This window comes from Sphingomonas corticis (assembly GCF_012035195.1).
GTDB classification, from domain to species: Bacteria; Pseudomonadota; Alphaproteobacteria; order Sphingomonadales; family Sphingomonadaceae; genus Sphingomonas; species Sphingomonas corticis.
This window is the reverse complement of record NZ_JAAVJH010000006.1, coordinates 17430-44317: the sequence shown is the minus strand read 5'-3', so window position 1 is coordinate 44317 and position 26888 is coordinate 17430. Positions and strand designations below refer to the sequence as shown.

General features: G+C 70.6%; 27 protein-coding genes. 18 read left to right on the top strand and 9 right to left on the bottom strand.

The window, feature by feature from the left end; translation table 11 throughout:
- Positions 1 to 51: 51 nt before the first annotated feature.
- Genes HBH26_RS11080 through gltB form a run of 4 tightly spaced genes read left to right on the top strand, consistent with a single transcriptional unit; the run spans position 52 to position 7368 of the window.
- Entirely contained in the window at positions 52 to 1494 is a 1443-nt protein-coding gene (locus HBH26_RS11080) for an NAD(P)-dependent oxidoreductase (protein WP_168134674.1), read from the top strand.
- Positions 1491 to 2072: a DUF2059 domain-containing protein gene (locus tag HBH26_RS11075; RefSeq protein ID WP_168134673.1), complete on the top strand. Its 582-nt coding sequence runs from the start codon at positions 1491 to 1493 to the stop codon at positions 2070 to 2072. The genes HBH26_RS11080 and HBH26_RS11075 overlap by 4 nt, the downstream gene beginning before the upstream one ends.
- Positions 2069 to 2848 carry a DUF2059 domain-containing protein gene (locus HBH26_RS11070; RefSeq protein ID WP_239024732.1) on the top strand — a complete coding sequence of 260 codons (780 nt, stop codon included), beginning with the start codon at positions 2069 to 2071 and terminating at the stop codon, positions 2846 to 2848. The genes HBH26_RS11075 and HBH26_RS11070 overlap by 4 nt, the downstream gene beginning before the upstream one ends.
- On the top strand, positions 2845 to 7368 hold the full coding sequence (gltB, locus tag HBH26_RS11065; RefSeq protein WP_168134672.1) for a glutamate synthase large subunit: 4524 nt from the start codon (positions 2845 to 2847) through the stop codon (positions 7366 to 7368). The genes HBH26_RS11070 and gltB overlap by 4 nt, the downstream gene beginning before the upstream one ends.
- Here the strand turns inward: gltB and HBH26_RS11060 are convergent.
- The 3 genes from HBH26_RS11060 to HBH26_RS11050 are packed head-to-tail and all read right to left on the bottom strand — an operon-like array spanning position 7349 to position 8490.
- On the bottom strand, positions 7349 to 7861 hold the full coding sequence (locus tag HBH26_RS11060) for a hypothetical protein (protein WP_168134671.1): 513 nt from the start codon (positions 7859 to 7861) through the stop codon (positions 7349 to 7351). The genes gltB and HBH26_RS11060 overlap by 20 nt on opposite strands.
- Positions 7862 to 8251 carry a type II toxin-antitoxin system VapC family toxin gene (locus HBH26_RS11055; RefSeq protein WP_168134670.1) on the bottom strand — a complete coding sequence of 130 codons (390 nt, stop codon included), beginning with the start codon at positions 8249 to 8251 and terminating at the stop codon, positions 7862 to 7864.
- The gene (locus tag HBH26_RS11050) at positions 8248 to 8490 is read right to left on the bottom strand and encodes a type II toxin-antitoxin system VapB family antitoxin (RefSeq protein WP_168134669.1); all 243 of its coding nucleotides are present in this window, start codon (positions 8488 to 8490) and stop codon (positions 8248 to 8250) included. Before HBH26_RS11050 ends, HBH26_RS11055 begins: the two co-directional genes overlap by 4 nt.
- A 96-nt stretch (positions 8491 to 8586) precedes the next feature.
- On the opposite strand from HBH26_RS11050, the gene HBH26_RS11045 reads away from it, so the two are divergent.
- The 3 genes from HBH26_RS11045 to HBH26_RS11035 are packed head-to-tail and all read left to right on the top strand — an operon-like array spanning position 8587 to position 10532.
- Complete coding sequence (locus HBH26_RS11045; RefSeq protein WP_168134668.1) at positions 8587 to 9258, top strand: glutathione S-transferase family protein; 672 nt, start codon at positions 8587 to 8589, stop codon at positions 9256 to 9258.
- A 5-nt stretch (positions 9259 to 9263) separates the two neighbouring features.
- Complete coding sequence (locus HBH26_RS11040) at positions 9264 to 9635, top strand: tRNA-binding protein (protein WP_168134667.1); 372 nt, start codon at positions 9264 to 9266, stop codon at positions 9633 to 9635.
- A gap of 9 nt (positions 9636 to 9644) precedes the next feature.
- Positions 9645 to 10532: a LysR substrate-binding domain-containing protein gene (locus HBH26_RS11035; RefSeq protein WP_168134666.1), complete on the top strand. Its 888-nt coding sequence runs from the start codon at positions 9645 to 9647 to the stop codon at positions 10530 to 10532.
- A gap of 162 nt (positions 10533 to 10694) precedes the next feature.
- Here HBH26_RS11035 and HBH26_RS11030 read toward each other — a convergent pair whose 3' ends face one another.
- The 4 genes from HBH26_RS11030 to HBH26_RS11015 all read right to left on the bottom strand — a co-directional run bounded on the left by HBH26_RS11030 (position 10695) and on the right by HBH26_RS11015 (position 16169).
- Positions 10695 to 12305, bottom strand: coding sequence for a long-chain-fatty-acid--CoA ligase (locus HBH26_RS11030; protein WP_168134665.1), 1611 nt, complete (start codon positions 12303 to 12305; stop codon positions 10695 to 10697).
- 122 nt (positions 12306 to 12427) lie between these two features.
- Positions 12428 to 13585 (bottom strand): acyl-CoA dehydrogenase family protein, encoded by a 1158-nt coding sequence (locus HBH26_RS11025; protein ID WP_168134664.1) that lies wholly within the window; start codon positions 13583 to 13585, stop codon positions 12428 to 12430.
- An 84-nt stretch (positions 13586 to 13669) separates the two neighbouring features.
- On the bottom strand, positions 13670 to 14356 hold the full coding sequence (locus HBH26_RS11020) for an NnrU family protein (RefSeq protein WP_168134663.1): 687 nt from the start codon (positions 14354 to 14356) through the stop codon (positions 13670 to 13672).
- 16 nt (positions 14357 to 14372) lie between these two features.
- The gene (locus tag HBH26_RS11015) at positions 14373 to 16169 is read right to left on the bottom strand and encodes a peptide MFS transporter (protein WP_168134662.1); all 1797 of its coding nucleotides are present in this window, start codon (positions 16167 to 16169) and stop codon (positions 14373 to 14375) included.
- A 131-nt stretch (positions 16170 to 16300) separates the two neighbouring features.
- Between HBH26_RS11015 and HBH26_RS11010 the strand changes: the two genes are divergently transcribed.
- Genes HBH26_RS11010 through pal form a run of 9 tightly spaced genes read left to right on the top strand, consistent with a single transcriptional unit; the run spans position 16301 to position 22426 of the window.
- The gene (locus tag HBH26_RS11010; RefSeq protein WP_168134926.1) at positions 16301 to 16879 is read left to right on the top strand and encodes a nitroreductase family protein; all 579 of its coding nucleotides are present in this window, start codon (positions 16301 to 16303) and stop codon (positions 16877 to 16879) included.
- Positions 16880 to 16917: 38 nt separating this feature from the next.
- Positions 16918 to 17274, top strand: a complete 357-nt coding sequence (locus HBH26_RS11005; RefSeq protein WP_168134661.1) for a GntR family transcriptional regulator — start codon at positions 16918 to 16920, stop codon at positions 17272 to 17274.
- A gap of 31 nt (positions 17275 to 17305) precedes the next feature.
- On the top strand, positions 17306 to 17794 hold the full coding sequence (locus tag HBH26_RS11000; protein ID WP_168134660.1) for a hypothetical protein: 489 nt from the start codon (positions 17306 to 17308) through the stop codon (positions 17792 to 17794).
- A gap of 58 nt (positions 17795 to 17852) precedes the next feature.
- On the top strand, positions 17853 to 18320 hold the full coding sequence (locus HBH26_RS10995) for a YbgC/FadM family acyl-CoA thioesterase (RefSeq protein WP_168134659.1): 468 nt from the start codon (positions 17853 to 17855) through the stop codon (positions 18318 to 18320).
- Positions 18317 to 19009, top strand: a complete 693-nt coding sequence (gene tolQ / locus HBH26_RS10990) for a protein TolQ (protein ID WP_168134658.1) — start codon at positions 18317 to 18319, stop codon at positions 19007 to 19009. Before HBH26_RS10995 ends, tolQ begins: the two co-directional genes overlap by 4 nt.
- A 7-nt stretch (positions 19010 to 19016) precedes the next feature.
- Positions 19017 to 19448 carry a protein TolR gene (gene tolR / locus HBH26_RS10985; protein ID WP_168134657.1) on the top strand — a complete coding sequence of 144 codons (432 nt, stop codon included), beginning with the start codon at positions 19017 to 19019 and terminating at the stop codon, positions 19446 to 19448.
- 2 nt (positions 19449 to 19450) lie between these two features.
- Positions 19451 to 20440, top strand: coding sequence for a cell envelope biogenesis protein TolA (locus tag HBH26_RS10980; protein ID WP_168134656.1), 990 nt, complete (start codon positions 19451 to 19453; stop codon positions 20438 to 20440).
- Positions 20440 to 21855: a Tol-Pal system beta propeller repeat protein TolB gene (gene tolB / locus HBH26_RS10975; protein WP_168134925.1), complete on the top strand. Its 1416-nt coding sequence runs from the start codon at positions 20440 to 20442 to the stop codon at positions 21853 to 21855. Before HBH26_RS10980 ends, tolB begins: the two co-directional genes overlap by 1 nt.
- A gap of 52 nt (positions 21856 to 21907) precedes the next feature.
- Positions 21908 to 22426 (top strand): peptidoglycan-associated lipoprotein Pal, encoded by a 519-nt coding sequence (pal, locus tag HBH26_RS10970; protein ID WP_168134655.1) that lies wholly within the window; start codon positions 21908 to 21910, stop codon positions 22424 to 22426.
- Positions 22427 to 22457: 31 nt separating this feature from the next.
- Here the strand turns inward: pal and HBH26_RS10965 are convergent, their stop codons facing one another.
- Positions 22458 to 23291, bottom strand: a complete 834-nt coding sequence (locus HBH26_RS10965) for an oxygenase MpaB family protein (protein WP_338057331.1) — start codon at positions 23289 to 23291, stop codon at positions 22458 to 22460.
- Between the two features lie 15 nt (positions 23292 to 23306).
- Entirely contained in the window at positions 23307 to 23822 is a 516-nt protein-coding gene (locus HBH26_RS10960; RefSeq protein ID WP_168134654.1) for a Ros/MucR family transcriptional regulator, read from the bottom strand.
- A 328-nt stretch (positions 23823 to 24150) separates the two neighbouring features.
- Here HBH26_RS10960 and HBH26_RS10955 point away from each other — a divergent pair, with 328 nt between their 5' ends.
- Together HBH26_RS10955 and HBH26_RS10950 are read left to right on the top strand one after the other, a co-directional pair.
- Positions 24151 to 25557, top strand: coding sequence for an amidohydrolase (locus HBH26_RS10955; protein ID WP_168134653.1), 1407 nt, complete (start codon positions 24151 to 24153; stop codon positions 25555 to 25557).
- Positions 25558 to 25586: 29 nt separating this feature from the next.
- Positions 25587 to 26852, top strand: coding sequence for an amidohydrolase family protein (locus tag HBH26_RS10950; RefSeq protein WP_168134923.1), 1266 nt, complete (start codon positions 25587 to 25589; stop codon positions 26850 to 26852).
- The last annotated feature ends 36 nt before the right edge of the window (positions 26853 to 26888 follow it).

Genomic DNA, 26888 nt, shown 5'->3' with positions numbered 1-26888 from the left:
ACGTGACTCTGGCGCGTGATTGTGAGAGTTCGGCCTCGGAAGGACGCACCGATGGCCGACATGCTGAAGTTCGTAGATCGCTCCCAGAGCTATCCCGCCAAGCGCGATGCGACGGCGCGGGCCGCGGACTTCCGCGAGATCGCGGAGCGCTACGCTCCGCCCGCGGCGGAGGACCAGGCCGGGCGCTGTTCGCAGTGTGGCGTGCCCTATTGCTCGGTTCACTGCCCGCTGCACAACCACATCCCCGACTGGCTGCGCCTGACCGCCGAGGGGCGGCTGCGCGAGGCCTATGAGCTGAGCAACAGCACCTCGACGATGCCGGAGATCTGCGGCCGCATCTGCCCGCAGGATCGACTGTGCGAGGGCAATTGCGTGATCGAGTTCACCGGCCACGGCGCGGTGACGATCGGCTCGGTCGAGAAGTTCATCACCGACACCGCCTGGGCGGAGGGCTGGGTCGAGCCATTGGTGCCCGGCCCGGCGCGGGGACAGTCGGTGGGCGTGATCGGCGCCGGGCCGGCGGGCCTGACCGCGGCGGAATATCTGCGCGGGCACGGCTACGACGTCCACGTCTACGACCGCCACGACCGCGCGGGCGGATTGCTGACCTATGGCATCCCGGGCTTCAAGCTGGAGAAGCCCGTCGTCATGCGCCGGGTCGACCGGCTGAAGGAGGGCGGCATCGTCTTCCACGAAGGCTTCGAAGTGGGGCGCGACGCGACGCTGGCGGAGCTGCGCGCGCGGCACGACGCGCTGCTGGTCGCGACGGGTGTCTACAAGGCGCGGGCGATCGACGTGGCCGGGAACGAGGCGGGCGGCGTCATCGCCGCGCTCGACTATCTCACCGCCTCCAACCGCAAGAGCTTCGGCGACGCGGTGCCCGAGTTCGAGGACGGCAGCCTGAACGCGGCGGGCAAGCACGTCGTCGTGATCGGCGGCGGCGACACCGCGATGGATTGCGTGCGGACGGCGGTGCGGCAGGGCGCCGCCTCGGTCCGCTGCCTCTATCGCCGCGACCGCGCCAACATGCCCGGCAGCCAGCGCGAGGTGGCCAATGCCGAGGAGGAGGGCGTCGAGTTCGTGTGGCTCGCCGCGCCGGAGCGATTCGCCGTCGACGCGGACCGGGTGACGGCGGTACGCGCCAACCGGATGCGGCTGGGCCGCGCCGACGCCAGCGGCCGGCGCGCGCCGGAGGTGGACCCCGGCGCGACGCAGGATTTGCCGGCGGACATGGTCATCAAGGCGCTGGGCTTCGACGCGGAAGAGCTGCCGCACCTGTGGAACGCGCCGGAGCTGGGCGTGACGCGCTGGGGTACGCTGCTGGTCGATCCCAAGTCGCTGATGACCAGCCTGGACGGCGTGTTCGCCGCGGGCGACATCGTGCGCGGCGCCAGCCTGGTGGTGTGGGCGATCCGCGACGGCCGCGACGTGGCGGCGACGATGCACAAGTGGCTGAAGGCCAAGGCGCGCGCCGGGGAGAAGGTGGCGGCATGATCGTCGCCGTCGCCATGCTCGCCGCCGCGCCGGCGCCGTCCGGCGCGGCGCAGCGGATCGCGCTCGCGACGGTGCAGCCGCCGCGCGCGCTGGCCGAGGCGCTGGCACAGTTCGACCGCCAGTTCGCCGCCAGCTTCGCGCGCAGCGGGGGCAAGGCGGCGACGCCGGTGGAGAAGAAGCGGCTGGCGCGGATGCGCGCCGCGGGACGCACCGAGCTGTCGCGCCAGCTGAACGGCGACGGCATCCCGCGGCTGGTGGCGCTGGTGGAGCGCGATTACCGCAACAATTACTCGGCGGACGAGCTGGCGTCGGTCGCCGCCTTCTGGTCGTCGCCGGCGGGCGCGGCGCTGACGCGCGCGATGCAGCAGGCGGCGGGACGCGGCGGCACGCTGGAGCTGCCGGCGGCGCATCGCGATGCCATCACCGCCTATCTCTCGTCCGCCGTGGGGCGCAAGGAGGCGGAGCGATCCTCCTCGCTGCGCATGGCGATGGCGCAGGAGATGACCGCCTTCCTCCAGCGGGCGCAGCCGCGGATCTCCGCCAGCATCGCCGCCGCCTCCACCGCGGTGCCGAAATGATGGCGCGGCGCCTTCTCCTGGCCGCCGCCGTCGCTGCAGCGGTCCCGTCCGCCGCCGCGCAGGCGCCCGTGGTGCCGGCCGCCGCCCCTTCCGTGCCCGCCGCCCCCGCGATCGATCCGCAGCGGCTCGCGCTGGCGACCGTCGTCGTCGACAAGGTGTTCCCGGTCGGCACCTACAAGAGGCTGATGGGCGGCACGATGGACCGGATGCTCGGCAGCATCGTCGACACCGCGGGGGCGCTGCCGATGCGCCAGCTGGCGGCGATCGGCGGGATGGACGAGGCGGAAGCGTCCAAGCTGCCGCAGGCGTCGCTGGCGCAGGTGATGGAGATCTACGACCCGCACTACCGCGAGCGGACGCGGATCGGGATGCGCGCCATGATGGACGCGATGAGCGTGACGATGACGCGCCTGGAACCCCGGGTGCGCAGCGGCCTCGCGCGCGCCTATGCGCGCAAGTTCGACCTGGGCCAGTTGCGCGACCTTGACGCCTTCTTCCGCACGGCCACCGGCAGCTATTACGCCGCGGAGTCGATGGGGATCTACATGGATCCCGAGCTGATGGCCGAGATGCAGGCCTTCGCGCCCGAGCTGCTGAAGGACCTGCCCGCGATGGCGAAGACGGCGGAGGCGGCCACCGCCGCCCTGCCCAAGCCGCGCCGCATGGCCGACCTGTCGCCGGCCGAGCGAAAGCGGCTCGCCGCGCTGCTGCGCGTCGAGGACGACGCCCTCTCCGATCCGCCCGCCACCTCCCTTCCCAACGGAACCACGCCATGACCGCCACCGACGCGCAGCGCGCCCACCTCGCCGAACACGGCATGTACCGGCCCGAGTTCGAGGGCGACGCCTGCGGCGTGGGCCTGGTCGCCGCCACGGACGGGCGGCCGTCGCGCCGCGTGGTGCAGTCGGCGATCGACGCGCTGAAGGCGGTCTGGCACCGCGGCGCGGTGGACGCCGACGGCAAGACCGGCGACGGCGCGGGCATCCACGTCGACCTGCCGGTGCGCTTCTTCGACGATGCCATCGCCGCGTCGGGCCACAAGGTGCTGCCGAACCGCCTCGCCGTCGGCATGATGTTCCTGCCGCGTACCGACCTCGGTGCGCAGGAGACGTGCCGCACGATCGTGGAGAGCGCGATCATCGAGGCGGGCTACACCATCTACGGCTGGCGCCAGGTGCCCGTCGACGTCAGCGTGATCGGCGCCAAGGCACAGGCGACCCGGCCCGAGATCGAGCAGTTGATGATCGCGGGCCCCCTGCCCGACGAGATGGACCAGGCCGAGTTCGAGAAGAACCTGTACCTGATCCGCCGCCGCATCGAGAAGCGCGTGATCGCGGCGCAGATCCAGGGCTTCTACGTCTGCTCGCTCTCCTGCCGCTCGATCATCTACAAGGGACTGTTCCTGGCGGAGAGCCTGTCCGTCTTCTTCCCGGACCTGAACGACCAGCGGTTCGAGAGCCGGGTCGCGATCTTCCACCAGCGTTACTCCACCAACACCTTCCCGCAATGGTGGCTGGCGCAGCCGTTCCGGTGCCTGGCGCACAACGGCGAGATCAACACGATCCGCGGCAACAAGAACTGGATGCTCTCCCACGAGATCCGCATGGCGTCGATCGCGTTCGGCGAGCATTCGGAGGACATCAAGCCGGTGATCCCCGCGGGCGCCAGCGACACCGCCGCGCTGGACGCCACGTTCGAGGCGATCTGCCGCTCGGGCCGGGACGCGCCCACGGCCAAGCTGATGCTGGTGCCCGAGGCGTGGCAGGACGGCGCCGACGACATGCCCCCCGCGCACGCATCGATGTACCAGTATCTCGCCAGCGTGATGGAGCCGTGGGACGGCCCTGCCGCGCTCGCGATGACGGACGGGCGCTGGGCGGTGGGCGGCGTGGACCGCAACGCGCTGCGCCCGCTGCGCTACACGCAGACCGCGGACGGGCTGCTCATCATCGGGTCGGAAGCGGGGATGGTCGTCGTTCCCGAATCCACCGTCGTCGCCAAGGGGCGGCTGGGGCCGGGGCAGATGATCGCCGTGGACCTGCAGGAAGGCCGCGTGCTGCGCGACCGCGAGGTGAAGGATCGCATCGCCGCCGAGGCGGATTATGCCGCGATGATCGGCGAGTTTTCGACCATCGAGGACCTGCCCCCCGCGCCCGAAGGTTCCGTGCCGCGCTACGCCCGCGCCGACCTCGCCCGGCGGCAGGTGGCGGCGGGCCAGACGCTGGAAGACATGGAGCTGATCCTGTCGCCCATGGTGGAGACGGGCAAGGAAGCCGTTGGCTCGATGGGCGACGACACGCCGCTGGCGGTCATCAGCGACAAGCCGCGGCTCATCAGCCAGTTCTTCCGCCAGAACTTCAGCCAGGTGACGAACCCGCCGATCGACAGTCTGCGCGAACGCTACGTGATGTCGCTGAAGACGCGGTTCGGCAACCTCGCCAACATCCTCGACACCGAGGACCGGCGCGAGCGCGTGCTGGTGCTGGAGAGCCCGGTGCTGACGTCGACCGACTGGGGCCGGCTGAAGGGCTATTTCGGCAGCAGCGCGGCGGATATCGACTGCACGTTCGAGGCGACCGGCGGCGCGGAGAAGCTGCGCGCCGCGATCCAGCGCATCCGCAACCAGGCCGAGCAGGCGGTGCGCGAGGGGCGCAGCGAATTGTTCCTGACCGACGAGGGGATCGACGAGGACCGCGTCGCCATCCCCGGCGTGCTCGCCGCCGCCGCCGTCCACACGCATCTCGTGCGGCGCGGCCTGCGTTCCTACGCCAGCGTCAACGTGCGCACCGCGGAATGCCTCGACACGCATTATTACGCGGTACTGGTCGGCGTCGGCGCGACGACGGTGAACGCCTATCTCGCCGAGGCGGCCATCGCCGACCGGCAGGCGCGCGGCCTGTTCGGCGACCTGGCGCTCGACGAGTGCCTGAAGCGGCACAAGAAGGCGGTGGAGGAAGGCCTCCTGAAGATCATGTCCAAGATGGGGATCGCGGTGATCTCCTCCTATCGCGGCGGCTACAATTTCGAGGCGGTGGGATTGAGCCGCGCGCTGGTGAACGACCTGTTCCCCGGGATGCCCGCGAAGATCAGCGGCGAGGGCTATGCCTCGCTCCACGTCAACGCGACGGAGCGGCACGAGGCAGCGTTCGACGCCGCGGTCGCGACGCTGCCGATCGGCGGCTTCTATCGCCAGCGCCACAGCGGCGAGGCGCACGCCTATTCGGCGCAGCTGATGCACCTGTTGCAGACCTCGGTCGCGACCGACAGCTATTCGACCTACCTGCAATTCTCGCGCGGGGTGGGCGACCTGCCGCCAATCTACCTGCGCGACCTTCTTCAGTTCAACTTCCCGAACGAGGGCGTGCCGGTCGATCAGGTCGAGGCGATCACCGAGATCCGCAAGCGCTTCGTGACGCCCGGCATGAGCCTGGGCGCGCTGTCGCCCGAGGCGCACGAGACGCTGGCGATCGCGATGAACCGGATCGGCGCGAAGGCGGTGTCGGGCGAAGGCGGCGAGGACAAGGTCCGCTACCAACCGTACGCCAACGGCGACAACGCCAATTCGGTCATCAAGCAGATCGCGAGCGGCCGGTTCGGCGTGACCGCGGAATACCTGAACGCCTGCGACGAGATCGAGATCAAGGTCGCGCAGGGCGCCAAGCCCGGCGAGGGCGGGCAGCTGCCCGGGTTCAAGGTGACCGAGTTCATCGCCAAGCTGCGCCACTCGACGCCGGGCGTCACGCTGATCTCGCCGCCGCCGCACCACGACATCTATTCGATCGAGGATCTGGCGCAGCTGATCTACGACCTGAAGCAGATCAACCCGCGCGCGCGGGTGTGCGTGAAGCTGGTCTCCTCCGCCGGGATCGGCACCGTCGCGGCGGGCGTGGCGAAGGCGCACGCGGACGTCATCCTCGTGTCCGGCCACGTCGGCGGCACTGGCGCGAGCCCGCAGACCAGCATCAAATATGCCGGCACGCCGTGGGAGATGGGCCTCAGCGAGGTGAACCAGGTCCTGACGCTCAACGGCCTGCGCGGGCGGATCAAGCTGCGCGCGGACGGCGGGCTGAAGACGGGGCGCGACATCGTGATCGCCGCGATCCTGGGCGCGGAGGAATATGGCATCGGCACGCTCAGCCTCGTCGCCATGGGCTGCATCATGGTGCGCCAGTGCCATTCCAACACCTGCCCGGTGGGCGTGTGCACGCAGGACGAGGGCTTACGCGCCAAGTTCGTCGGCACGCCGGAGAAGGTCATCAACCTGATGACCTTCATCGCCGAGGAGGTGCGCGACATCCTGGCGCGGCTGGGCGTGCGCAGCCTGGACGAGGTGATCGGGCGCACCGAATTGCTGCGGCAGGTGAGCCGCGGCGCGGAGCATCTCGACGATCTGGATCTCAACCCGATCCTCGCCAAGGTCGACGCCACGGACGCGGAGCGACGCTTCAGCCTGTCGACCTTCCGCAACGACGTGCCCGACAGCCTGGACGCGCAGATCATCAAGGATGCGGCGCCCGTCTTCTCGCGCGGGGAGAAGATGCAGCTGACCTATTCAGTGCGCAACACGCACCGTGCGGTCGGCACCCGGCTGTCGAGCGAGCTGACGCGCAAGTTCGGCATGGCCGCGCTTGCCGACCACCACGTCACCATCCGCCTGCGCGGATCGGCGGGCCAGTCGCTGGGCGCGTTCCTGTGCAAGGGCATCACGCTGGAAGTGTTCGGCGACGCCAACGACTATGTCGGCAAGGGCCTGTCGGGCGGCACCATCGTCGTGCGCCCCGCCGTGTCCTCGCCGCTCGCCAGCCAGGAGAACACGATCATCGGCAACACCGTCCTCTACGGCGCGACCGCGGGCAAGCTGCTCGCCGCCGGTCAGGCGGGCGAGCGCTTCGCGGTGCGCAATTCCGGCGCCACCGTGGTGGTCGAAGGATGCGGCGCCAACGGCTGCGAGTATATGACCGGCGGCACCGCGGTGGTGCTGGGCGAGGTGGGCGCGAACTTCGGCGCGGGCATGACCGGCGGCATGGCCTTCGTCTACGACGCCGACGGCACCTTCGCCCGGCGCGCCAACGGCGAGAGCATCGTGTGGCAACGCCTCGCCTCGGCGCACTGGGAAGGCGTGCTGCTCGACCTGGTGCGCGAGCACGCGCGCGCGACCGACAGCCGCTGGTCCAAGACGCTGCTGGACGAATGGGACCGCGCGGCAGGCCAGTTCTGGCAGGTGGTGCCGCGCGAGATGCTGACGCGCCTGTCGCATCCGCTGGACGAGGCGGAGGTCATGGAAGCGGCGGAGTGATCCGCCGCCGGACTCGCCATCCCGCCCAGCCGAGCGCGGCGACGATGGCGAGCACCGGCCAGCCGCCGTCCGTGCGCCACAGATAGCCCGCGCCGGCGAACAGGAAGCCGCCCGCCAGCAGCAGCGCGGCCGCCGGCGCGTGGAGCCGTCGCGCCAGCCACGCCGCGAGCGCGAGTGCCGCCACCGCGTTGAGCGCGAGCCAGGCGTAGCTTTCCGCCGCGGGCAGCGCGCCGAGGCCGGGCAGCTTCACGGTGGCGTAACCGACCATGCGGTTGGGGAAGCTGTCCGCCGCCAGATGCAGCCCAGTCCCCGCCGCCATGCCGCAGGCCGCAGCGCGCCACGCGCGCCGGGCGAGCAGCAGCGCGGCGGGCAGGATGCTGTGCGTCACGCCGCTGCGGTGGCCGAGCCACAGGTGAAGGTCCGCGTCGGGCAAGGTCAGCCCGATGGCGAAGGCGATCGCGGTGCCGAGCGCCGCGACGATGGCCGGCGGCATCTATCCGGCCCGACGGACGTCGGTCCGCGCGAAATCCTCGCCCTTGTAGAGCAACGGGCAGCCGGCGACGCGGGCGATCGCATAGGCCATGCAGTCGCCGTAGTTCAGCGCGGCCGGGTGCCGCCCCTTGCCGTAGCTCAGGAAGGCGTCGGTAGCGGCATCGACGTGGGCGGCGGTGAAGTCGACGATCTCGGCACCGATATCGAGGAGGAGCTCGTCGAGCAGATCGTCGACCGGAGGACGCTGTTGCCTCGCCACGATCCTGGCCTCCAACAGCGAAGGTGCGCCGAAGAGGATGCGATCGGCGCGGTCGATCGCCCTGGCCAGAGCCGCCGCTTCGGGTTCGCCCTTCAAGATCGCGATCAATGCCGACGTGTCGACCGCGATCAAGTCGGCAATCCGTTCTCGTCATATCCGATGATCTCGTCGGCATCGATGAAGGTCACGCCTCGCGCCGCCACCCGATCCTGGATGCGCCGGATCTTCTCCGCCAGGGTCGGCGTGCCTTCCGACCGCTCCAGCTCGCGCCGCACCGCCAGCCCGATCGCGTCGGTCAGCGACAGGTTGCGCTCGCTCGCCAGCTGGCGGATCGCGCGCTCGATCTCGTCGTGCTTGATGCTGATGCCCATGGCTTTCTATAACATGCCAAGCCGTGTTCTAGAACCGGCCGGATTCCCCAGCCTCCCCCTTCCCCCACCGGGCCCTTTCGCCGTAACAGGCACGTCATGTGGCAGTTGCACCAGTTCCCCCTGTGCCCCTTCACGCGCAAGGTCCGCATCCTCCTCAACGAGAAGGACGTCGGCTACCAGCTGGTGCGCGAGAACCCGTGGGAGCGGCGCGACGCCTTCATCGACATGAACCCAGCGGGACAGACCCCGGTGATGGTCGACGGCGAGCGCGACGTGGTGCTGGTCGATTCGATGGCGATCTGCGAATATCTCGAGGAGACCGTCGATCGCGTCGCGATGATCAACGGCACCGCCTCCAACCGTGCGGAGATCCGCCGCCTCGTCACCTGGTTCGACACGCATTTCTATCGCGACGTGACGCAGCCGCTGCTGGACGAGCGGATGCTGAAGCGCGTCGTCCACCGCACGGCGCCCGACGCCTCGCGGCTGCGCGAGGCGATGAAGTCTGCGGTCGGGCACCTCGATTATATCGACTTCCTGCTCGACCACCGGAAGTGGATCGCGGGAGCGACGATCAGCCTCGCCGATCTCGCCGCCGCGGCGCAGATCAGCGTCGCCGACTATCTCGGCGGGATCGACTGGACCGGGCACGCGCACGCGAAGGCATGGTACGCCGCGTTCAAGAGCCGCCGCAGCTTCCGCCCGCTGCTGGCCGAGCGGCTGAGCGGGATCGAGCCGCCGAACTACTACGAGAATCCGGACTTCTGACCGCCATGCACGTCGTTCCCGATCCCGACGCGGGCGCGGCGCCCGCCATCGCCTTCGACGATTTCATGAAGGTGGACGTGCGCGTCGGCACGATCGTGTCGGTGGACGCCTTTCCGGAGGCGCGAAAGCCGGCGATCAAGCTGTTGATCGACTTCGGCCCGGCGATCGGCCGCAAGCGGTCGTCGGCGCAGATCACCGAGCTCTACACGGCGGAGGCGCTGGTGGGGCGACAGGTGGCGGCGGTGGTCAACTTCCCGCCGCGACAGATCGGCAAGTTCATGAGCGAGGTGCTCACCTTGGGCTTTCCCGACGCGCAGGGCCGCGTCGTCCTGGTCGCGCCGGATCGCCCGGTGCCGGACGGCGGACGCCTGTTCTAGCGGGGACCCGTGCCGCTCGATCCCGATTACGCGCTGTTCCTGCGCGTCGCCACGGAAGGCAGCCTGTCGGCGGCGGCGCGGGCGATCGGCCAGTCGCCGGCGCAGGTGTCCAAGCGGCTGGCGCGGCTGGAGCAGCGGCTGGGGGTCCGGCTGGTCCACCGCACCACCCGGCGGCTGGTGCTGACATCGGCAGGGGAGCGGTTCCGCGCCGACCTGTCGCCGATCCTCGCGGCGCTGGAGGCGGCGGAGGCGCGGGTCGCGGGCGCGCGGCTGACGCCGGCGGGGCCGCTGCGCGTCACCGCGCCGACCTCGTTCGGACGGCTCCACGTCGCGCCGCACCTGCACCGGTTCCTCGCGGCGCATCCGGCGGTGGCGCTGTCGCTCGACCTGTCCGACGGCTTCGCCGACCTGACGGCGGGGCGGATCGACGTGGCGGTGCGGATCGCCGCGGCGGTGCCGCCGCCGCTGGTGGCGCACCGGCTCGCCGCCAGCCGCCGCGTGCTGTGCGCGGCGCCCGCCTATCTCGACGCGGCCGGCGCGCCGGCCTCCATCGCCGATCTGTCGCGCCACCGCCTGCTCGCCGCGGAAGGCCAGTCGCCGTGGCGCCTCGCCGCGGGCCGCCGCGCCGCGACGGTGGAGGTGCACAGCGCGGTCGCCACCAATTCAAGCGAAATGGTGCGCGAGCTGGCGCTGACCGGCGTGGGCATCGCGCTGCGCTCGCGATGGGACGTCGGCGCGGCGCTCCGCACGGGCGCGCTGGTGCGCGTGCTGCCGGAATGGGAGGGATCGGCGGACGTGGCCGTCTACGCCGTCCACGCCCCGGGCGCGGTACCCGCGGCGGTGACGGCGTTCGTCGCCTTCCTGCGCGAGGTGGTGGACGAAGGCGCGTGGGATTGAGGGGCCGCGCGAAGCGCCGGGATGCTTCGCTCGACCGCTCGGCGTTCTCAACCCGCCGCGGGATGAAGGCTGCCGCTGCGCGGGAGGATCACCGCGCGCGAGACCCTCGGCGTCTCCGCGTGAACCACCTGCCGCCCGCGCCGGCGCGAGCCGTCGGCGCCCCTACGCCCCCGGCAGCCGATAGTTCGCCATCTGCTGGCGGATCAGCTTCTTGTCGATCTTGCCCGTCGCGCCGAGCGGGATCGTCTCGACGATCACCACGTCGTCGGGCATCCACCATTTCGCGATCTTCCCGTCGAGATAGGCGAGCATGTCGTCGCGGCAACATGCCTGCCCCGGCGCCTGCTGCACCAGCAGGATCGGCCGCTCGTCCCATTTCGGATGCGCGACGCCGATGACCGCGGCGATGGCGACGGCGGGATGACCGGTGGCGATGTTCTCGATCTCGATCGAGCTGATCCACTCGCCGCCCGACTTCACGATGTCCTTCGCGCGGTCGGTGATCTGCATGTAGCCGGACGCGTCGATCGTCGAGACGTCGCCGGTGTCGAAAAACCCTTCCTCGTCCAGCACGTCGCCGCCCTCGCCGCCGAAATAGCCCGAGGTGATCGTCGGCCCCTTGATCTTCAGCCGCCCCGCGCTCCTGCCGTCGTGGGGCAGGCGGTTGCCGTCGTCGTCGGTCAGCTTCAGTTCGATGCCGCACACCGGCCGTCCCTGCATGGCGCGGCGGCGCACCTGCTCGTCGGGCGATTGCGCGTTCACCTCGGCGGTGGGGGAGGAGAGCGTGGCCAGCGGCGACGTCTCCGTCATGCCCCAGCCCTGGATCACCTCCACGCCGTGCCCGTCCTGGAACCCGCGGATCAGCGATTCGGGCACCGCCGACCCGCCGATCACCACGCGCTTCAGCGTCGAGAAGCGCTCGCCCGTGGCGTTCAGGTGCTGGAGCAGCCCCTGCCACACCGTCGGCACCGCGGCGGAGAAGGTGACGCCCTCCTCCTCGATCTGCTGGAAGATCGAGGCGCCGTCCATCTTCTGCCCCGGCAGCACCATCTTCGCGCCGACCGCCGGCGCGGAATAGACGACCCCCCAGGCATTGGCGTGGTACATCGGCACGATCAGCAGCACCGTGTCGCGCTGCGAAAGCGCCAGCGCATCGGCCTGCAACGTCATCAACGTGTGGATGAAGTTCGAGCGGTGCGAGTAGAGCACGCCCTTGGGATTGCCCGTCGTGCCGCTGGTGTAGCACAGACCGCACGCCTCGCGCTCGTCAAAGCCGCCCCAGGCGTATTCGGTCGGCTGGCCGGCGATCCAGGCGTCGAAGGCGGTGCCGCCCTCGGGCGCCTCGGCGGCGAGATAGACCACGCGCTCGATCGTCGGCGCGGCCTTCAGCAGCGCGGGCACCAGCGGCGCGCAGGCCGGATCGGCGAGGAGGATGCGGTCGCCGGCGTGGTTCGCGATATAGGCGATCTGTTCCGGAAAGAGCCGCGGGTTCAGCGTGTGGAGCACCGCGCCCATGTTCGCCGTGCCGTACCAGGCGGCGAGGTGGCGAAAGCCGTTCCAGCCCATCGTCGCGACGCGGTCGCCCGGCCTGATCCCCGCCGCCGCCAGCGCGTTCGACACCTGCTTGGCGGTGCGATGCAGCGCGGCATAGTCGCTGCGCGTCACCGATCCGTCCGCTTCCCGGCTGACGATCTCCCGGTCGCCGTGCCATTGCGCGGCGTGGTCCAGGATCTTGTCGACCGTCAGCTGCCCGTCCTGCATCAATCCCAGCACGTTCTCACCTCTCCCAAATTCCGTCCGTCCTGAAGACCCGCTGAGCCTGCCGAAGCGGCGTTCCGAAGGATGCTTCGAGACGGGTCTTTGACTTTGCTCAGCCCCTCCTCGGCACGAACGGATCAGTGTTTCTCCTGCGCCGCCTTCCAGTCGCGCTTCACCTTCTTGGCCAGGCTCCATTTGTGCACCTCGGTCGGCCCGTCGTAGATGCGGAAGGCGCGCACCTCTCTGAACACCTGCTCGACGATCGTGTCGCCGGTCACGCCGGTGCCCCCCATCACCTGAACGCAGCGATCGGCGATGCGCATCAGCGCCTCGCTGACCGCGACCTTCGCCATGCTGCTCTCCGCCGTGCCCAGCTCGCCGGCGTCCAGCACCCCGGCGCACCAGTCGATCATCAGCTCGGCCTGCTTCAGGTCGATCAGATTCTCCGCCAGCATGAAGCCGACGCCCTCATGGTCGATCAGGGCTTTCCCGAAGGCACGGCGGCGGTTGGCGTAGTTGGTCGCGATCTCGTGCGCGCGGGTGCAGGCACCGAGCCAGCGCATGCAGTGCGTCAGTCGCGCCGGCGCGAGGCGGACCTGCGCCAGCTGGAAGCCCTCGCCCGGGTTGCCCAGCATCTGGTCGGCGGGAATGCGCAGGTTCTCGATCGCGACCACGGCGTGCCCGCCGGGCATGGAGCTGTCGATCGTATCGAGCACGCGTTCGATGCGGATCGCCGGATCGGGAAGGTCGACGAGGAACATCGTCGCGCCCTCGTCGGCCCTCGCCATCACGATGCCCACCCTGGCGCCCTCCGCCCCGGTGATGAACGCCTTGCGCCCGTCGACCACCCAATGGTTGCCGTCGCGGCGCGCGGTCGTCTTCATCATCGACGGGTCGCTGCCCGCGCCGCCCTCCTCCGCCGGCTCGGTCATGAAAAAGGCGGAGCGCGCCTCGCCCGCGATCAGCGGGTCGAGGAAGCGGGCCTTCTGCTCCGAGGTGGCGCGCTTGCCGAGGAGGTACATGTTGCCTTCGTCCGGCGCGGCGACGTTCACCGCCACGGGGCCGAGCGGCGACAGGCCGGCCGCGCGCAGCACGATCGCGACGTCGCGGTGGTGCAGGTGCGTGCCGTCGGCGAGGATGTGCGGCGTCAGGACGCCGGCGGCGCGCGCCTTGTCGCGCATTTCGGCGACCAGCGCGTCCGATGGCCCGTGCGCGCCGCAGCGCGGGTCGCGCTCGTAGGGAGCGACCACCTCGCGCACGAACGCCTCCACCTTTGCCGCGATCTCCGTCGCCATCGCTCTCCCGCCTTCCGCATCATGACCGATGCGGTCGCTCTTGTCGTGTTTCGATTGATGTCGCCAGTGCCGACGTAACTTCTGTTAGCTCACCCAGCGCCAGATGCCCGCGTCCCACCCGACCAGCGGCAGGTGCGCCCAGGTCGCGACCAGCCACACGACGATGCCGCCGCCCAGCGCGTGCGCGCCGATGCGGCCCGGCCGCGCGCGTCCGGAGGCGATGGCGGCGAAGGGGACGTAGCTGGTCCGCCGCTGCCACTCGGGCCAGAAATCGGGCTGGAGCGCGCGCTTCTTGCGGTCCTGCAGGTGCGCGCCGACCAGCGCCAGCAGAACGATCGCGCCGCACAGGACGACGTTGCTCGGATCGGGAAAGACGAGGATGTGCGCGACGCCCCACAGCGCGAACGACCACAGCATCGGGTGCCGCGTGATCGCCAGCACGCCCGCGGGCGTCGGCACCGGCCGCGCCGCGCCGCCGGGATCGGGCAGCGCCGGGTTGCGGATCAGCGAGCCCATGAACAGGATGCTGGCGACCAGCATCAGCACCGTCGCCCCCAGCCACAGCCCGTCGCCGACGGGCCACAGCGGCGGCGAGGCCGGCGCGGCGCGATAGGCGAAGATCAGCCACCCCAGCGTGGCGAAGGCGACCAGCGAGTAGAGGAGGAGGAAACCACGCTCTCCGGTGCGCGCGACCAGCGGCGCGCGCAGCGGGTGCGACAGGAGGAAATGCGTTCCCACGAACGCGGCCGCGGCCGCCGTCACTTCCTCCATGCGTCTCCCCTCCCGGCTATTGCACCCCGTGCATCCACTTGCGAATCAGCGGCGACAGCGCGAGCAGCACGAGGCCGATCGCGGCGGCGGCGAGGCCGATCGTCCAGAACACCTGGTTGTACGTGTCGAGGCTGACCTTCAGATTGGTCACCTGCCCGCCCACCGTCTCCACGCTCGCCACCTGCGCGACGATGCCCGCGACGTATTGCGCGACGGAAATGGAGAGGAACCAAACGCCCATCATCAGCCCGACGATGCGCGCGATCGACAGCTTGGTGATCATCGACAGACCCACCGGGGAGATGCACAGCTCCGCCACCGAGTGGATCAGGTAGAGGCCGGCGAGCCACCAGATCGCCACCTTGAAGTCGCTGCCCGCGAACTGCCCGCCCCACACGAGGAACAGAAAGCCCGCACCGACGCCGATCAGCGCGAGGCCGAACTTCACCGGGATCGACGGCTCCTTCCCCGCCGCGGCCAGCTTCGTCCACATCGCCGCCATGATCGGCGCGAAGACGACGATGAAGAAGGCGTTGAAGAACTGCGTCTGCCCCGCGGAGATCGAGAACAGGCCGAAGATGCTGAGGTCGGTGTTGCGGTCGGCGAACAGCGTCAGGCTGGAGCCCGCCTGCTCGAACAGCGTCCAGAAGACGACGTTGAAGACGATCAGGATCATCGCGGCGACCATCATCTGGAACTCGGTGCGGCTGCCCTTCGCCGCCGACCAGATCAGGATGCCGGGAACGGCGACGAGGAACGTGCCGAACAGCAGCTTGCCCATCAGCGGCAGCGCCAGGACATAGCCCACGATCCCCGCGCCCTCCACCGGGGCGGGAGCGTTCATCAGGTTGGTGAACAGCAGGTAGAAGATCGGCACGCCGATCAGCGCGGCGGCGTAGATGCCGAGCGCGCGGTCCTTGCCCCCCTCCGTCAACGGCGGCTCGCCATATCCGTTGAGCCTTCCGCCGTCGAACTGGATCAGGAACCAGCTGAACAGCATCCCCAGCGCGGCGAGGCCGAAGCCCGCCCACCAGCCGATCGTCGTCGCCAGCAGCGGGCACAGCAGTTGCGAGCCGAGCGAGCCGAGGTTGATGCCCATGTAGAAGATGGTGAAGCCGGTGTCGCGCCGCCGGTCGCCGGGGCGGTACAGATCGCCCACCATGGTCGAGATGTTCGGCTTGAAGAAGCCGTTGCCCACGGAGACCATGCACAGTGCCAGCAGCATCAACGTGACGAAGAACGGGCTGCGGTCCGCCTCCGACTGGAACGCGCCGGCCGCCACCGTGCGCGCGGTCGCGCCCGCGGGATCGAGGAGCGAGACGGTGCCGTCCTCGTTGCCCTTGATCGCCAGCCGCTGCGCGCCGTCGACGACGTAGCGCGTCTCCACGCCTTCCCGCGTGTCGATCGCCACCTCGTAGCGCTGGCCGTCGACCAGCGCATAGGGGCGCGAGGTCTCGCCGCCGAAGCAGAGCGTGAAATAGCCGAGCGCCATCAGGATCGCGCCGAACTTCACCGCACGCTTGGACCCGAGGTACTGGTCCGCCAGATAGCCGCCGATCAGCGGCGTCAGATAGACGAGCGCGGTGAAGCCGCCGTACAGGCCCGTCGCCGCGCGATCGCCGAACAGGAAATGCTTCGTCAGGTAGAGCGTGAGGAGCGCCCGCATCCCGTAGAAGCCGAACCGCTCCCACATCTCCGTCGTGAACAGCCGCGCGAGCTGGCGCGGGTGGCCGAACCAGGTGGCCTCGGCTGCCGGATTGACGTGGCTGATGTCCGGCTCGCGCGGGGTATCCGCGGTCGGGGTTTCCACCATGTAAGAGACGCTCCCTGGGTGTGCACGGCGCCGTTCTGCACGCGCGGCGCGTTGGTTGCGCGTGAGACTAGCGGGAAAGGGGCGCGTGTAAATCCTCCCCGGTGCGTCCGGGATCGGCTATGGCCGCGCCCATGTTCAACGACCTCTCCTCTCCCCTAGCGCACCTTTCCACCCGGCGATCGGGCAAGCCGCGGGACCTGGCCGCGCCCGGCCCCTCGCCGGAGCAGCTGCGCGAGATCGCGCTGCTGGCCGGCCGCACGCCCGACCACGGCAAGCTGGCGCCGTGGCGCTTCGTGATCGTGCCCAACGACCGCCGCGACGCGCTCGCCGCGCTGCTGGTCGCCGCCTATCGCGAGGAACGGCCCGAGGCGAAGCGGGCGGAGCTGGACGCGATGGAGCAGTTCGCGCGGCAGGCCCCGGCACTGATCGTCGCGCTCTCCTCGCCGCGGACGGAAAGCCATATCCCGTTGTGGGAGCAGGAGCTGTCCGCGGGCGCGGCGACGATGAACCTCGTCCATGCCGCGCACGCGATGGGGTTCGCCGCGGGCTGGCTGACCGGCTGGCCCGCCTTTTCAGACCGCGTGCGCGACGCCTTCGGCGCGGCGCCGGAGCGGATCGCGGGCTTCGTCTTCATCGGCACTCCCGCACGCGCGCTGGAGGAACGGCCACGCCCCGATCCGGCGCGACTGGTCTCCACGTGGGAGGGGTGAGGACTCGACACGAAAGCCAGTTGGTGTACTAAGGCACCATGGCAGCGCTCAGCAGCGACGACAGTCCCGTCTACCTCCGCCTGCGCGGCACGATCGCGGCGGGCATCCTGCGCGGGGACTATGCCGCGGGGGACCAGCTCCCCTCGGTCCGCGCGCTGGCGGCGGAACACGGCGCCAATCCGCTGACCGTCGCCAAGGCGTACCAGAGCTTTCAGGAAGACGGTTATGTCGAGGTGCGCCGCGGCGTCGGCATGTTCGTGCTGGCGGGTGCGGCGGAGCGGCTGCGCGAGGCGGAGCGGGCGGACTTCGTCGCGCACCAGTGGCCCCGCATCCGCGCGCGCATCGACCTGCTCGGCCTCGACATGGCGACGCTGATCGAGAACGAGCACGCCTGAACCGCCGGTGCCCGGCGGCGTTGAAGCGACGATGACGCGTTCTCTTTTCCCCCTCGCCGCCGTCGCTGCGCTCGCCGCGTGCGACCGCGCGCCGGAACCACGCAAAGAGACGACCGCGGCGACGCCGGTCGCCACGCCCTCCCCCTCGCCCCCCGCGGCCCCCGCCGCGCTGGCAAAATACATCGGCCGTTATCCGCTGGACGAGGTGTCGGGGGGCGCTTTCCTCAACGATCCCGCGGTGCGCGCCACGGTCGCAGGCGTCGTGCCCGACGCCGATGTCCGCGCGCGCGTGCTCGACCGCGACGTCACCGCGACGCCGATCGTGCTCGACGGCGACCGCCTGCTGTCCTTCGGCTGCGAGCCGCACAATTGCGGGCCGCACAATTGGGCGATCGCGATCCGCCGCGACGGGTCGGGCGGCGCGGTCTGCTACTACGATCAGGACCGGAACGTCGCGCGCTGGTATCCCGCCGGCGCGGGCGAGACGCCGGCTTCGGGCTGCCCGTCCGGCGACAACTGATCCAGGATAGCGCGCGCGGGGTTCCGTCGCGTCGGACGAACGGTTAACAGCCGGCGCGATGACGGCGGACGAGAGAGACGAGCCCGCGGGCGGACGCTTCGACGGCGAGACCCACCTCTTTCCGCTGCGCGTCTATTTCGAGGACACGGACCTGTCCGGCGTGGTCTACCACGCCAATTACCTGCGCTTCATGGAGCGGGCGCGATCGGACATGCTGCGCGTCGCCGGCATCGACCAGCGCGCCGTGTTCGAGGCGGGCGGCGGCGCCTATGCGGTCGTCGACCTCGCCATCCGCTATCGCGCCGCGGCGCGACTGGACGACGCGCTGGTCGTGGCGTCCGAGGTCCGCGCCGTCACGCCGGCGAAAATCGTCATTCATCAGTCAGTCAGGCGCGCATCGGTCTTGTTGACCGCGGCGCGCGTCACCGCCGCGCTGGTCGGACCCGACGGCAGGCCGCGGCGCCAGCCCGCGGCGTGGGTCGACCTGTACCGCCAGCTCGTCGTCGAAGGGGAAGACCAGCCTTGAATCCCGTTCTCGCCACCGATCCCGCGACGCTGTCGCCCATCGCGCTGTTCCTCCAGGCCGACTGGGTGGTGAAGGCGGTGATGCTCGGGCTGCTCGCCGCCAGCGTCTGGACCTGGGCCATCATCGTCATGTTCCGCGTGAAGGTGGGCCGCATCCGCAAGGCGAGCGAGCGGTTCGAGGCGGATTTCTGGAAGGCGGACGACATAGACGCCTTCTACAAGGCGAACGGGCAGGCCGACCTGCCCAGCGCGCGCGTGCTGGCCGCCGCGGTGGCGGAATGGCGCCGCTCCACCCACGGATCGACGATCGACCGCGAGGGCACGCGCGAGCGGCTGGCGACGGCGATGGGATCCGCCGTGGCGAAGGAGATCGACGAACTGTCCGACCGGCTGAACGTGCTCGCCACGATCGGATCGGTCGCGCCGTTCGTCGGCCTGTTCGGCACCGTGTGGGGGATCATGCGCAGCTTCACCAGCATCGCCAGCCAGCAGAACACCAGCCTGGCCGTCGTGGCGCCGGGCATCGCCGAGGCGCTGTTCGCCACCGCCATCGGCCTGTTCGCGGCGATCCCCGCGGTGATCGCGTACAACCGCTTCAGCCACGCCATCAACCGCATCGAGGCCCGGCTGAACCGCTTCGCCGACGCCTTCCACGCGACGCTGTCGCGGCAGCTGGACGCGGAACGGTGATCCGCCGATGGCGATGAACCTCCCCTCCCAGCGCTCCCACGGCCGGCGCGCGCCGATGGCGGAGATCAACGTGACGCCGCTGGTCGACGTCATGCTGGTGCTGCTCATCATCTTCATGGTCACCGCGCCGCTGCTGACGCAGGGCGTGCCGGTGAACCTGCCCGACAGCCGCGCCAAGCCGCTGGACCAGGACAAGGAGCCGACCGAGATCTCGCTGGACGAGGCCGGGCGCATCTTCCTCGCCAAGGAGGAAGTGTCCGCCGACGCGCTGCCCGCGCGGCTGGCGGCGCTGGCCGCTTCCGGGCGCGGGGGCGAGGTGCCGCAGGTGTACCTGCGCGCCGACCGGGGGCTCGACTATGGCCGCGTGATGCGCGTGATGGGCGAGCTGAACGCCGCCGGCCTCAACCGCGTCGCGCTGGTGACGGTGGGCGACGACTGACGATGGAGCGCGCGGAGAAGGTCGGGCTGGGCGTCGCGGCGGCAGGACACCTGCTGCTGCTCGGCGCCATGTCGCTCGGCTTCCTCGACACGCCCAACCCGGACCGGCTGAAGCCGAGCCCGGTCGAGGTGAGCCTGGTGCAGGACGTCGCGCTGGAGGCCGCCGCGACCGCCGCGACCGAGGCGCCCTCCACCTCGCAGGCGCCGGAGACGGGCGAGCCGGTGGATTCGCCCCCACCCGCGCCCGAGCCAGCCCCACAGCCCGAGCCGCAGCCGGCGCCCGCGCCCAGAACCGCGCCGCAGCCGCCGACGCCCGCGCCGCCCAAACCCGCCCCGCCCAAACCCGCCCCGCCGAAGCCCGCTCCACCCAAGCCCGCACCCAAGCCGGCGCCGGCACCCAAGCCCGCGCCGCAGCCCAAGCCGCAGCCCAAGCGCCCCACGCCCGCGGCGGAGAAGGCGCCCGCGCGTCCGTCCAAGCCGACGCAGACCGCCGCCCCGTCCAAATCCTCGCCAAAGGCGCAGGCGGCGCAGCGTGGCGCGGGCAAGACGCCGGCGGCGCCCGCGCCCAAGCCGCGCGGCGGCCGGCTGGGCGACGATTTCCTGAAGGGGCTGACCGCGGAGAAGAGCAAGGCGCCGGAGAGCGACGCGCCCCCCGCCGCGCGCATCGACGGCCGGGCGATGGCCAGCATCGTCCAGGCGATCGCACGCCAGATCCAGCCGTGCGCGGACCGCCAGGTCGATCCCGGTCCGGGCGCGAACCAGATCGTGACGAAGCTGAACCTCCGCCTCAACCGCGACGGCACGCTGGCGGCCACGCCGACGATGGTGAGCCAGTCGGGGCTCAACGACGAGAACCAGCGCTATGCCCGCCGTGTCGTCGACCTGGGCATCGCGGCGTTCAAGGGCTGCTCGCCGCTGAAGCTGCCGGCCGAATATTATTCCACCGCGAACGGCGGGTGGAGCAACATCAACTTCAACTGGAAGCTGCGGTGATGACCATCCTCCATCCCCTACGGACCGGTGCCGTTTCCCTGCTGGCACTCGCCTTCGCCACCGTGACGCCCGCCTTGCCGGCGAACGCGCAGGTCACGCCGCCCCCGCTGACCGCACCGACGTCCGCGCCGACGTCCGCGCCACAGGGCGGCGGGCCGCTGGAGGTGGACGTGACCGGCGGCATCTCCGCGCCGATGCCGATCGCGATCCCGGCGATGCCCACCCCCGCGGTCGCCTCCACCCCCGCGGGCAGCACCGATACGCTCGGCCGGCAATTGTCGGAGATCATCGCCAACGACCTGCGCAATTCGGGCCTGTTCACTCCCCTGCCCCCGGCGCAGCTGCGCGCCGTCGTGGTGCCGGAAGTGACCGCGCCCGCGTTCGATTACTGGGGCGGATCGGGCGCGCAGGCGCTGGTGCAGGGATATATCCGCGCCAACGGCGACGGCTCGCTGACGGTCGGCTGCTACCTCTACGACGTGTCGGCGCGGACCGAGCTGACGCGGCAGGGCTTCGTCGTGCCGCCGTCGGACTGGCGCCGCGCCGCGCACAAATGCGCCGACACCGTCTATCAGCGGCTGACCGGCGAGGGGCCGTATTTCGACAGCCGCGTCGCCTATATCAGCGAGACCGGCCCCAAGGGGAACCGCATCAAGCGGCTGGCGATCATGGACCAGGACGGCGCCAACCACCGCTTCCTGACCACCGGCTCGGCCATTGCGCTGACGCCGCGGTTCGCGCCGAACCAGCAATCGATCGTCTACATGAGCTACGTCGGCAAGGCGCCGTCGATCTACGTCTACGACATCGGGTCGGGCCGCCAGCGGCTGGTGGTGCAGAACGTCGCGACCACCTTCGCCCCGCGCTTCTCGCCCGACGGACGCTGGATCCTGTTCTCCATGGCGACGGGCGGCAACACCGACCTGTATCGCGTGCCCGCCGCCGGCGGTTCGCCACAGCGGCTGACCAATTCGCCCGGGATCGACACCGGCGGCAGCTACTCGCCCGACGGATCGCGCATCGTGTTCGAGAGCGACCGCTCCGGCGGGCAACAGCTGTACGTGATGAACGCCGACGGATCGAACCAGCAGCGCATCAGCTTCGGCGGCGGGCGCTACGCCACGCCGGTCTGGAGCCCGCGCGGCGACCTGATCGCCTTCACGAAGATCGCGGGCGCGTTCCGCATCGGCATCATGTCGCCCGGCGGGTCGGGCGAGAAGCTGCTGACGAACAGCTGGCAGGACGAGGGCCCGTCGTGGAGCCCCAACGGCCGCGTGCTGATGTTCTACCGCGCCGGGCGCGGCAGCGCGGGCAAGGCGGACCTGTGGTCCGTCGACCTGACCGGCGTGAACGAGCGGCGCGTGCCGACGCCGCTGGACGGGTCCGATCCGGGCTGGGGACCGCTTCGGCCGTGAAACGGTTCATGGGGGCATGAACGGGGCGACACGACACACAAGGAGACCGCCGATGGCTAGACTGACGACCACCCTCCTCCTGGCGACCGCGCTGGCCGCGACCGCCGCCTGCTCGAAGAAGCGGCCCGAGGTGCTGCCGCCGGCGCCGGGCGAGGCGCCCGCCGCCACCCCCGCCCCCGGCGCGCCGCCGACCGACGGCGTGGCGCCGGGCTCGGCCGCAGACTTCCGGCGCTCGATCACCAGCGACACGGTCAACTTCGGCCTCGACCAGGCCGACGTCGACGCCACGGCGCGCACCATCCTCGACAGCCAGGCCGAGTGGCTGCAGCGCTATCCCAACGTGCGCATCCAGCTGGAAGGCCACGCGGACGAGCGCGGCACGCGCGAGTACAACCTGGCGCTCGGCGACCGGCGCGCCAATGCGGCGAAGAACTATCTCGCCGCGAAGGGCATCGCCGCGTCGCGGATCACGACGATCAGCTACGGCAAGGAGCGTCCGCTGGCGCTCGGCTCCGACGAGGAGAGCTGGGCGCAGAACCGCCGCGCGGTGACGGTGGCGGTGACGAACTGAGGCCGGCAGCGCGGCGGCAAGCGCGAGCGCGCTACCGCCGCGCCAGCGCCCAGCGGACGACGCTGCTGAGCGTGCCCGCCCCCGCGCGGATCGCGGGACGGGCGAGCGGAGAGCGCGTGCGGCCGTGCATCGTCGCGGCCCAGCCCGGCAGCAGGTCCTCCGCCGCGGCCACCGCCACGCGCATGCCGGCGTCCACCGCGGCATCGTCCCCGCGTTCCAGCAGCGCGTCGGCGACCTCGCGAGTGCGGTGGTCGAAGCGCAGCGCCGGGCGCACCGCGGCGTAATAGTCGGCGATGGCGGCGCGCGACTTCGGCACGGCGGTGGCGCCCAGTCGTTCGGCCACCAGCGCGCTGTGTTGCAGGTACAGGTCCTGATCGGTGGGCGTCATGCCGGGATCGCGGTAGCGCAGATAGGCGCGCAGGAAGCTGTCGACCTCCGCGACATGGACCCACGTGAGCAGCGCGGGATCGTTGGCGTCGTAGCGCGTGCCGTCGGGAAGCGTGCCGTGGACGCGGTCATGGATCGCGCGCACCTGCGCGATCGACGCCTCCGCCGTGGCGGTCGAGCCGAAGGTGGTGGCGGCGATGAAGCGCGCCGTGCCGCGCAGCCGGCGCAACCGGTCCTGCCGGAAGTTGCTGTGGTCCCACACCCCGGCGAGCGCGAGGGGATGCAGCATCTGCAGCAGCAGCGCCGAAATGCCGCCGATCATCATGGCGGAGAAATCGCCGTGGACGCGCCACGCCGGCGACCCCGGGCCGAACAGCCCGTCGTCGCCGGGCGGGCGCGCCAGATCCACGCTCCCGCTCCCGACGAGGGAGCGGAGCCGCTCGGCCAGCGTGTCGCGGACGTTCGCGGTCAGCGCCACGCCGGCCGGTTACCGTCAGGCGTCGGCCGGCGCCGCCGCCTTGCGGCGACCGCGCGGCGCCTTCTCGGCCGGGGCGCCCTCACCCTCGGCCGCCTCGCCGCGGCGCGCGCCGGGCTTGCGACCGAGGCCGATCTTCTTCGCCATGTCGCGGCGGGCAGCCGAGTAATTCTCCGCAACCATCGGATAGTCGGGCTTCAGGCCGTAGCGCTGGCGATAATCGTCCGGGGTCAGGCCGTGGCCGGCGAGATGGCGACGCAGCGTCTTGTACGGCTTGCCGTCGATCAGTGAGATCAGATGATCCTTCGACGCCAGCGACTTACGCACCGACACCGCCGGCGTGTAGTCGCTCTGCGGTTCATCGGCGGGGGTGGCGACGCCGCTGTCGGACAGATTGGCGACCGCGTCGTGCATGGTGCGCAGGAAAGCGGGGACGTCCTCGCTGGCGGCGCGGGTGTTGGGATTGGACAGCCACGCGATCGTCAATTCGGTCGCAAGCTCCACCGCATTGTTGCCGGCGGCGTCATCGGTCATCGTCTTCTACTCCCGCAGTCGTTTGCGCGTGTTCTACGCCTTGCGGCTTTCCGGTCAACATGGGCGGCGAAAAATGATCTTTGATCCTGATTAAGAGGGCAAATGATCGCGCGTCCAGCAGCCGAACCAGCATTTTGGCGCCGATCGGCGGGCTGGCACATCATTGCAAAAATTCGACCATGGTTGTTCGGCCACAACTTGCCCGCATCACGACGGCCAGACCACGCGCGTCGGCGGAAAAGACGAGGATGGGGGCGTGCTGTCGCTTGACCGGCACGACGCCCCACGCCCATGATGAACGGCATAGAAAGAAAAAGGGGTTTCCATCATGAGGATACGTCGCGCGGGCGGCGTGCTGGCCGTGACGCTGGCACTCGCCGCCTGTTCCGCCTCGGCCGACCGGCCCAAGTCGGCCTCCGCCAAGGCGCCGCCGCAGCCCTATTCGCGCGATCCCTACCCCTCCACCTACCGCGCCTATCCCGGCGTGCCGACGCTGCTGCGCAACGTCACCGTCTTCGACGGCGAGGGCGGGCGGATCGAGAACGGGCAGGTGCTGTTCGCCGATGGCAAGGTGGTGGCGATCGGCCAGACCGTGGACGCGCCCGCCGGCGCGACGGTGATCGACGGCCAGGGCAAGTTCGTGACGCCGGGCGTCGTCGACATCCACAGCCACCTGGGCGATTATCCCAGCCCGGGCGTGCAGGCGCATTCCGACGGCAACGAGGCGACCGCGCCCGTGACCGCCGAGGTGTGGGCGGAACACAGCGTATGGCCGCAGGATCCGGGTTTCAGCCGCGCGCTGGCCAACGGCGGCGTCACCACGTTGCAGATCCTGCCCGGCTCGGCCAATCTGATGGGCGGGCGGAGCGTTGTGCTGAAGAACGTCTACGCGCGCACCATGCAGGGCATGAAGTTCCCCGGCGCCCCCTATGGCCTGAAGATGGCGTGCGGCGAGAACCCGAAGCGCGTCTACGGCGGCAAGGGCCGCATCCCGTCGACGCGCATGGGCAACGTCGCCGTCGACCGGCAGACGTGGGCGAAGGCGAGCGCCTACAAGCGCAAGTGGGACAAGTACGAGAAGGACGGCGGCGACATGCCCGACCGCGACATCGCGATGGACACGCTGCGCGGCGTCCTGTCGGGCGAGATCCTGATCCAGAACCATTGCTACCGCGCCGACGAGATGGCCATCGTCCTCGATATGGCGGCTGAGTTCGGCTACAAGGTCACCGCCTTCCACCATGCGGTGGAAGCCTACAAGATCGCCGATCTGCTCAAGGCGCGCGGCACCTGCGCCGCGGTGTGGGCCGACTGGTACGGCTTCAAGATGGAGAGCTACGACGGGATCGGCGAGAACCTGGCCATCCTCGAGAAGACGGGTGCGTGCGGGATGATCCATTCGGACGACGCCAACGGCATCCAGCGGCTCAACCAGGAAGTGGCCAAGGTCCTGTCCTCCGCGCGCCATTCCGGCGTGCAGATCAGCGACGAGGCGGCGTGGAAGTGGCTGTCGCTCGGCCCCGCGACCGCGCTGGGCATCGCCGACCGCACCGGATCGCTGAAGCCGGGCAAGATGGCGGACGTGGTGCTGTGGAACGGCAATCCGTTCAGCGTCTACACCCGGCCGGAGAAGGTGTGGGTGGACGGCGCGCTGCTGTACGACGCGAATGATCCGAAGCGGCGACCGGTCAGCGATTTCGAACTCGGCCAGCCCGGCTCGGGAGACGTCAAGTGAAGCGCGCTCTTCTCCTCCTCGCCGCCACGATGCTGGCGACCCCGGCGTTGGGCCAGACCATCGCCATCACCGGCGGCACCGTCGCGATCGGCGACGGATCGCAGCCGATCGAGGGCGGCACCGTCGTCATCGCCAACGGCCGCATCGTCGCCGCCGGGCGCGGCGTGGCGGTGCCCGCGGGCGCGCAGGTGGTGGACGCCACCGGAAAATGGATCGCCGCGGGCATGGTTTCCGCACCGACCGACCTGTCGCTGGTCGACAGCGAGGGCGTGCGCGAATCGAGCGACGTGCGCGCGCGCGAGACGCCGTTCAACGCCGCCATCGACGTGTCCGTGGCGGTGAACCCGAACAGCATCAAGATCGCCAACGAGCGCGTGCTGGGCGTCACCCGCGCCATCATCACGCCCTCGGCCGCGACGTCGATCTTCGCCGGGCAGGGCGCCGTCATCGACCTCGCCGCCGACGCGGAGGCGGTGACGCGCCCGCGCGCCTTCCAGTTCGTCGAGCTGGGCGAGGACGGCGGATCGAACGCGGGCGGCACGCGCCCCGCGGCCTATGCGATGCTGCGGGACGCCTTCGCGCAGGCGCAGGACTATCGCCGCAACCCGGCGGGCTTCGACGGTCGCGGCAAGGACGCGCTGCTGAAGCGTGCCGACGCGGAGGCGCTGCTGAAGGTGCTGGACGGCACGATGCCGATGGTCGTCCACGTCGAGCGGGCGAGCGACATCCGTACCGTGCTGTCGCTGCCGCGCGACTATCCCCGGCTGAAGCTGGTGCTGGTCGGCGCGGCGGAGGGCTGGATGGTGGCGCGCGAGATCGCCGCCGCGCGCGTGCCGGTGATCGCCAGCGCGCTGGCCGACCTGCCCGCCTCGTTCGAGCAGGTGGCCGCGACCGAATCGAACGTCGGGCGGATGCGCGCGGCGGGCGTGCAGGTGGCGCTCGCGTCGATCGGCGCGTCGGGCGGCGACCACGTGCTGCGCCAGTTCGCGGGCAACCTGGTCGCCATCACGAAGGTGCCGGGGCACACCGGGCTCGACTGGGGCCAGGCGTTCGCCGCGATCACCAGCGGCCCGGCGGAGGCGATGGGCATGGGCGCGGATTTCGGCTCGCTTCGCGCCGGCCGCCGCGCCGACGTCGTGCTGTGGGACGGCGACCCGCTGGAGCTGTCGTCGCAGCCGGTGGCGGTGTGGATCGACGGCGTGGCGCAGCCGATGCGATCGCGCCAGACGGACCTGCGCGATCGCTACCTGACGCCGACCGAGGGCGCGCTGCCCAAGGCGTACGAGCACCACTGACGACGGGAACGGGCGGCACGAGCTGCCGCCCGTCCA

What these genes read in the sequence shown, in the direction of transcription:
- HBH26_RS11080 (WP_168134674.1), top strand. Translation starts at nt 52, where the DNA reads ATGGCCGACATGCTGAAGTTCGTAGATCGCTCCCAGAGCTATCCCGCC.
- HBH26_RS11075 (WP_168134673.1), top strand. Translation starts at nt 1,491, where the DNA reads ATGATCGTCGCCGTCGCCATGCTCGCCGCCGCGCCGGCGCCGTCCGGC.
- HBH26_RS11070 (WP_239024732.1), top strand. Translation starts at nt 2,069, where the DNA reads ATGATGGCGCGGCGCCTTCTCCTGGCCGCCGCCGTCGCTGCAGCGGTC.
- gltB (WP_168134672.1), top strand. Translation starts at nt 2,845, where the DNA reads ATGACCGCCACCGACGCGCAGCGCGCCCACCTCGCCGAACACGGCATG.
- HBH26_RS11060 (WP_168134671.1), bottom strand. Translation starts at nt 7,861, where the DNA reads ATGCCGCCGGCCATCGTCGCGGCGCTCGGCACCGCGATCGCCTTCGCC.
- HBH26_RS11050 (WP_168134669.1), bottom strand. Translation starts at nt 8,490, where the DNA reads ATGGGCATCAGCATCAAGCACGACGAGATCGAGCGCGCGATCCGCCAG.
- HBH26_RS11045 (WP_168134668.1), top strand. Translation starts at nt 8,587, where the DNA reads ATGTGGCAGTTGCACCAGTTCCCCCTGTGCCCCTTCACGCGCAAGGTC.
- HBH26_RS11040 (WP_168134667.1), top strand. Translation starts at nt 9,264, where the DNA reads ATGCACGTCGTTCCCGATCCCGACGCGGGCGCGGCGCCCGCCATCGCC.
- HBH26_RS11025 (WP_168134664.1), bottom strand. Translation starts at nt 13,585, where the DNA reads ATGGCGACGGAGATCGCGGCAAAGGTGGAGGCGTTCGTGCGCGAGGTG.
- HBH26_RS11020 (WP_168134663.1), bottom strand. Translation starts at nt 14,356, where the DNA reads ATGGAGGAAGTGACGGCGGCCGCGGCCGCGTTCGTGGGAACGCATTTC.
- HBH26_RS11015 (WP_168134662.1), bottom strand. Translation starts at nt 16,169, where the DNA reads ATGGTGGAAACCCCGACCGCGGATACCCCGCGCGAGCCGGACATCAGC.
- HBH26_RS11010 (WP_168134926.1), top strand. Translation starts at nt 16,301, where the DNA reads ATGTTCAACGACCTCTCCTCTCCCCTAGCGCACCTTTCCACCCGGCGA.
- HBH26_RS11005 (WP_168134661.1), top strand. Translation starts at nt 16,918, where the DNA reads ATGGCAGCGCTCAGCAGCGACGACAGTCCCGTCTACCTCCGCCTGCGC.
- HBH26_RS11000 (WP_168134660.1), top strand. Translation starts at nt 17,306, where the DNA reads ATGACGCGTTCTCTTTTCCCCCTCGCCGCCGTCGCTGCGCTCGCCGCG.
- HBH26_RS10995 (WP_168134659.1), top strand. Translation starts at nt 17,853, where the DNA reads ATGACGGCGGACGAGAGAGACGAGCCCGCGGGCGGACGCTTCGACGGC.
- tolR (WP_168134657.1), top strand. Translation starts at nt 19,017, where the DNA reads ATGGCGATGAACCTCCCCTCCCAGCGCTCCCACGGCCGGCGCGCGCCG.
- HBH26_RS10980 (WP_168134656.1), top strand. Translation starts at nt 19,451, where the DNA reads ATGGAGCGCGCGGAGAAGGTCGGGCTGGGCGTCGCGGCGGCAGGACAC.
- tolB (WP_168134925.1), top strand. Translation starts at nt 20,440, where the DNA reads ATGACCATCCTCCATCCCCTACGGACCGGTGCCGTTTCCCTGCTGGCA.
- pal (WP_168134655.1), top strand. Translation starts at nt 21,908, where the DNA reads ATGGCTAGACTGACGACCACCCTCCTCCTGGCGACCGCGCTGGCCGCG.
- HBH26_RS10960 (WP_168134654.1), bottom strand. Translation starts at nt 23,822, where the DNA reads ATGACCGATGACGCCGCCGGCAACAATGCGGTGGAGCTTGCGACCGAA.
- HBH26_RS10955 (WP_168134653.1), top strand. Translation starts at nt 24,151, where the DNA reads ATGAGGATACGTCGCGCGGGCGGCGTGCTGGCCGTGACGCTGGCACTC.
- HBH26_RS10950 (WP_168134923.1), top strand. Translation starts at nt 25,587, where the DNA reads ATGCTGGCGACCCCGGCGTTGGGCCAGACCATCGCCATCACCGGCGGC.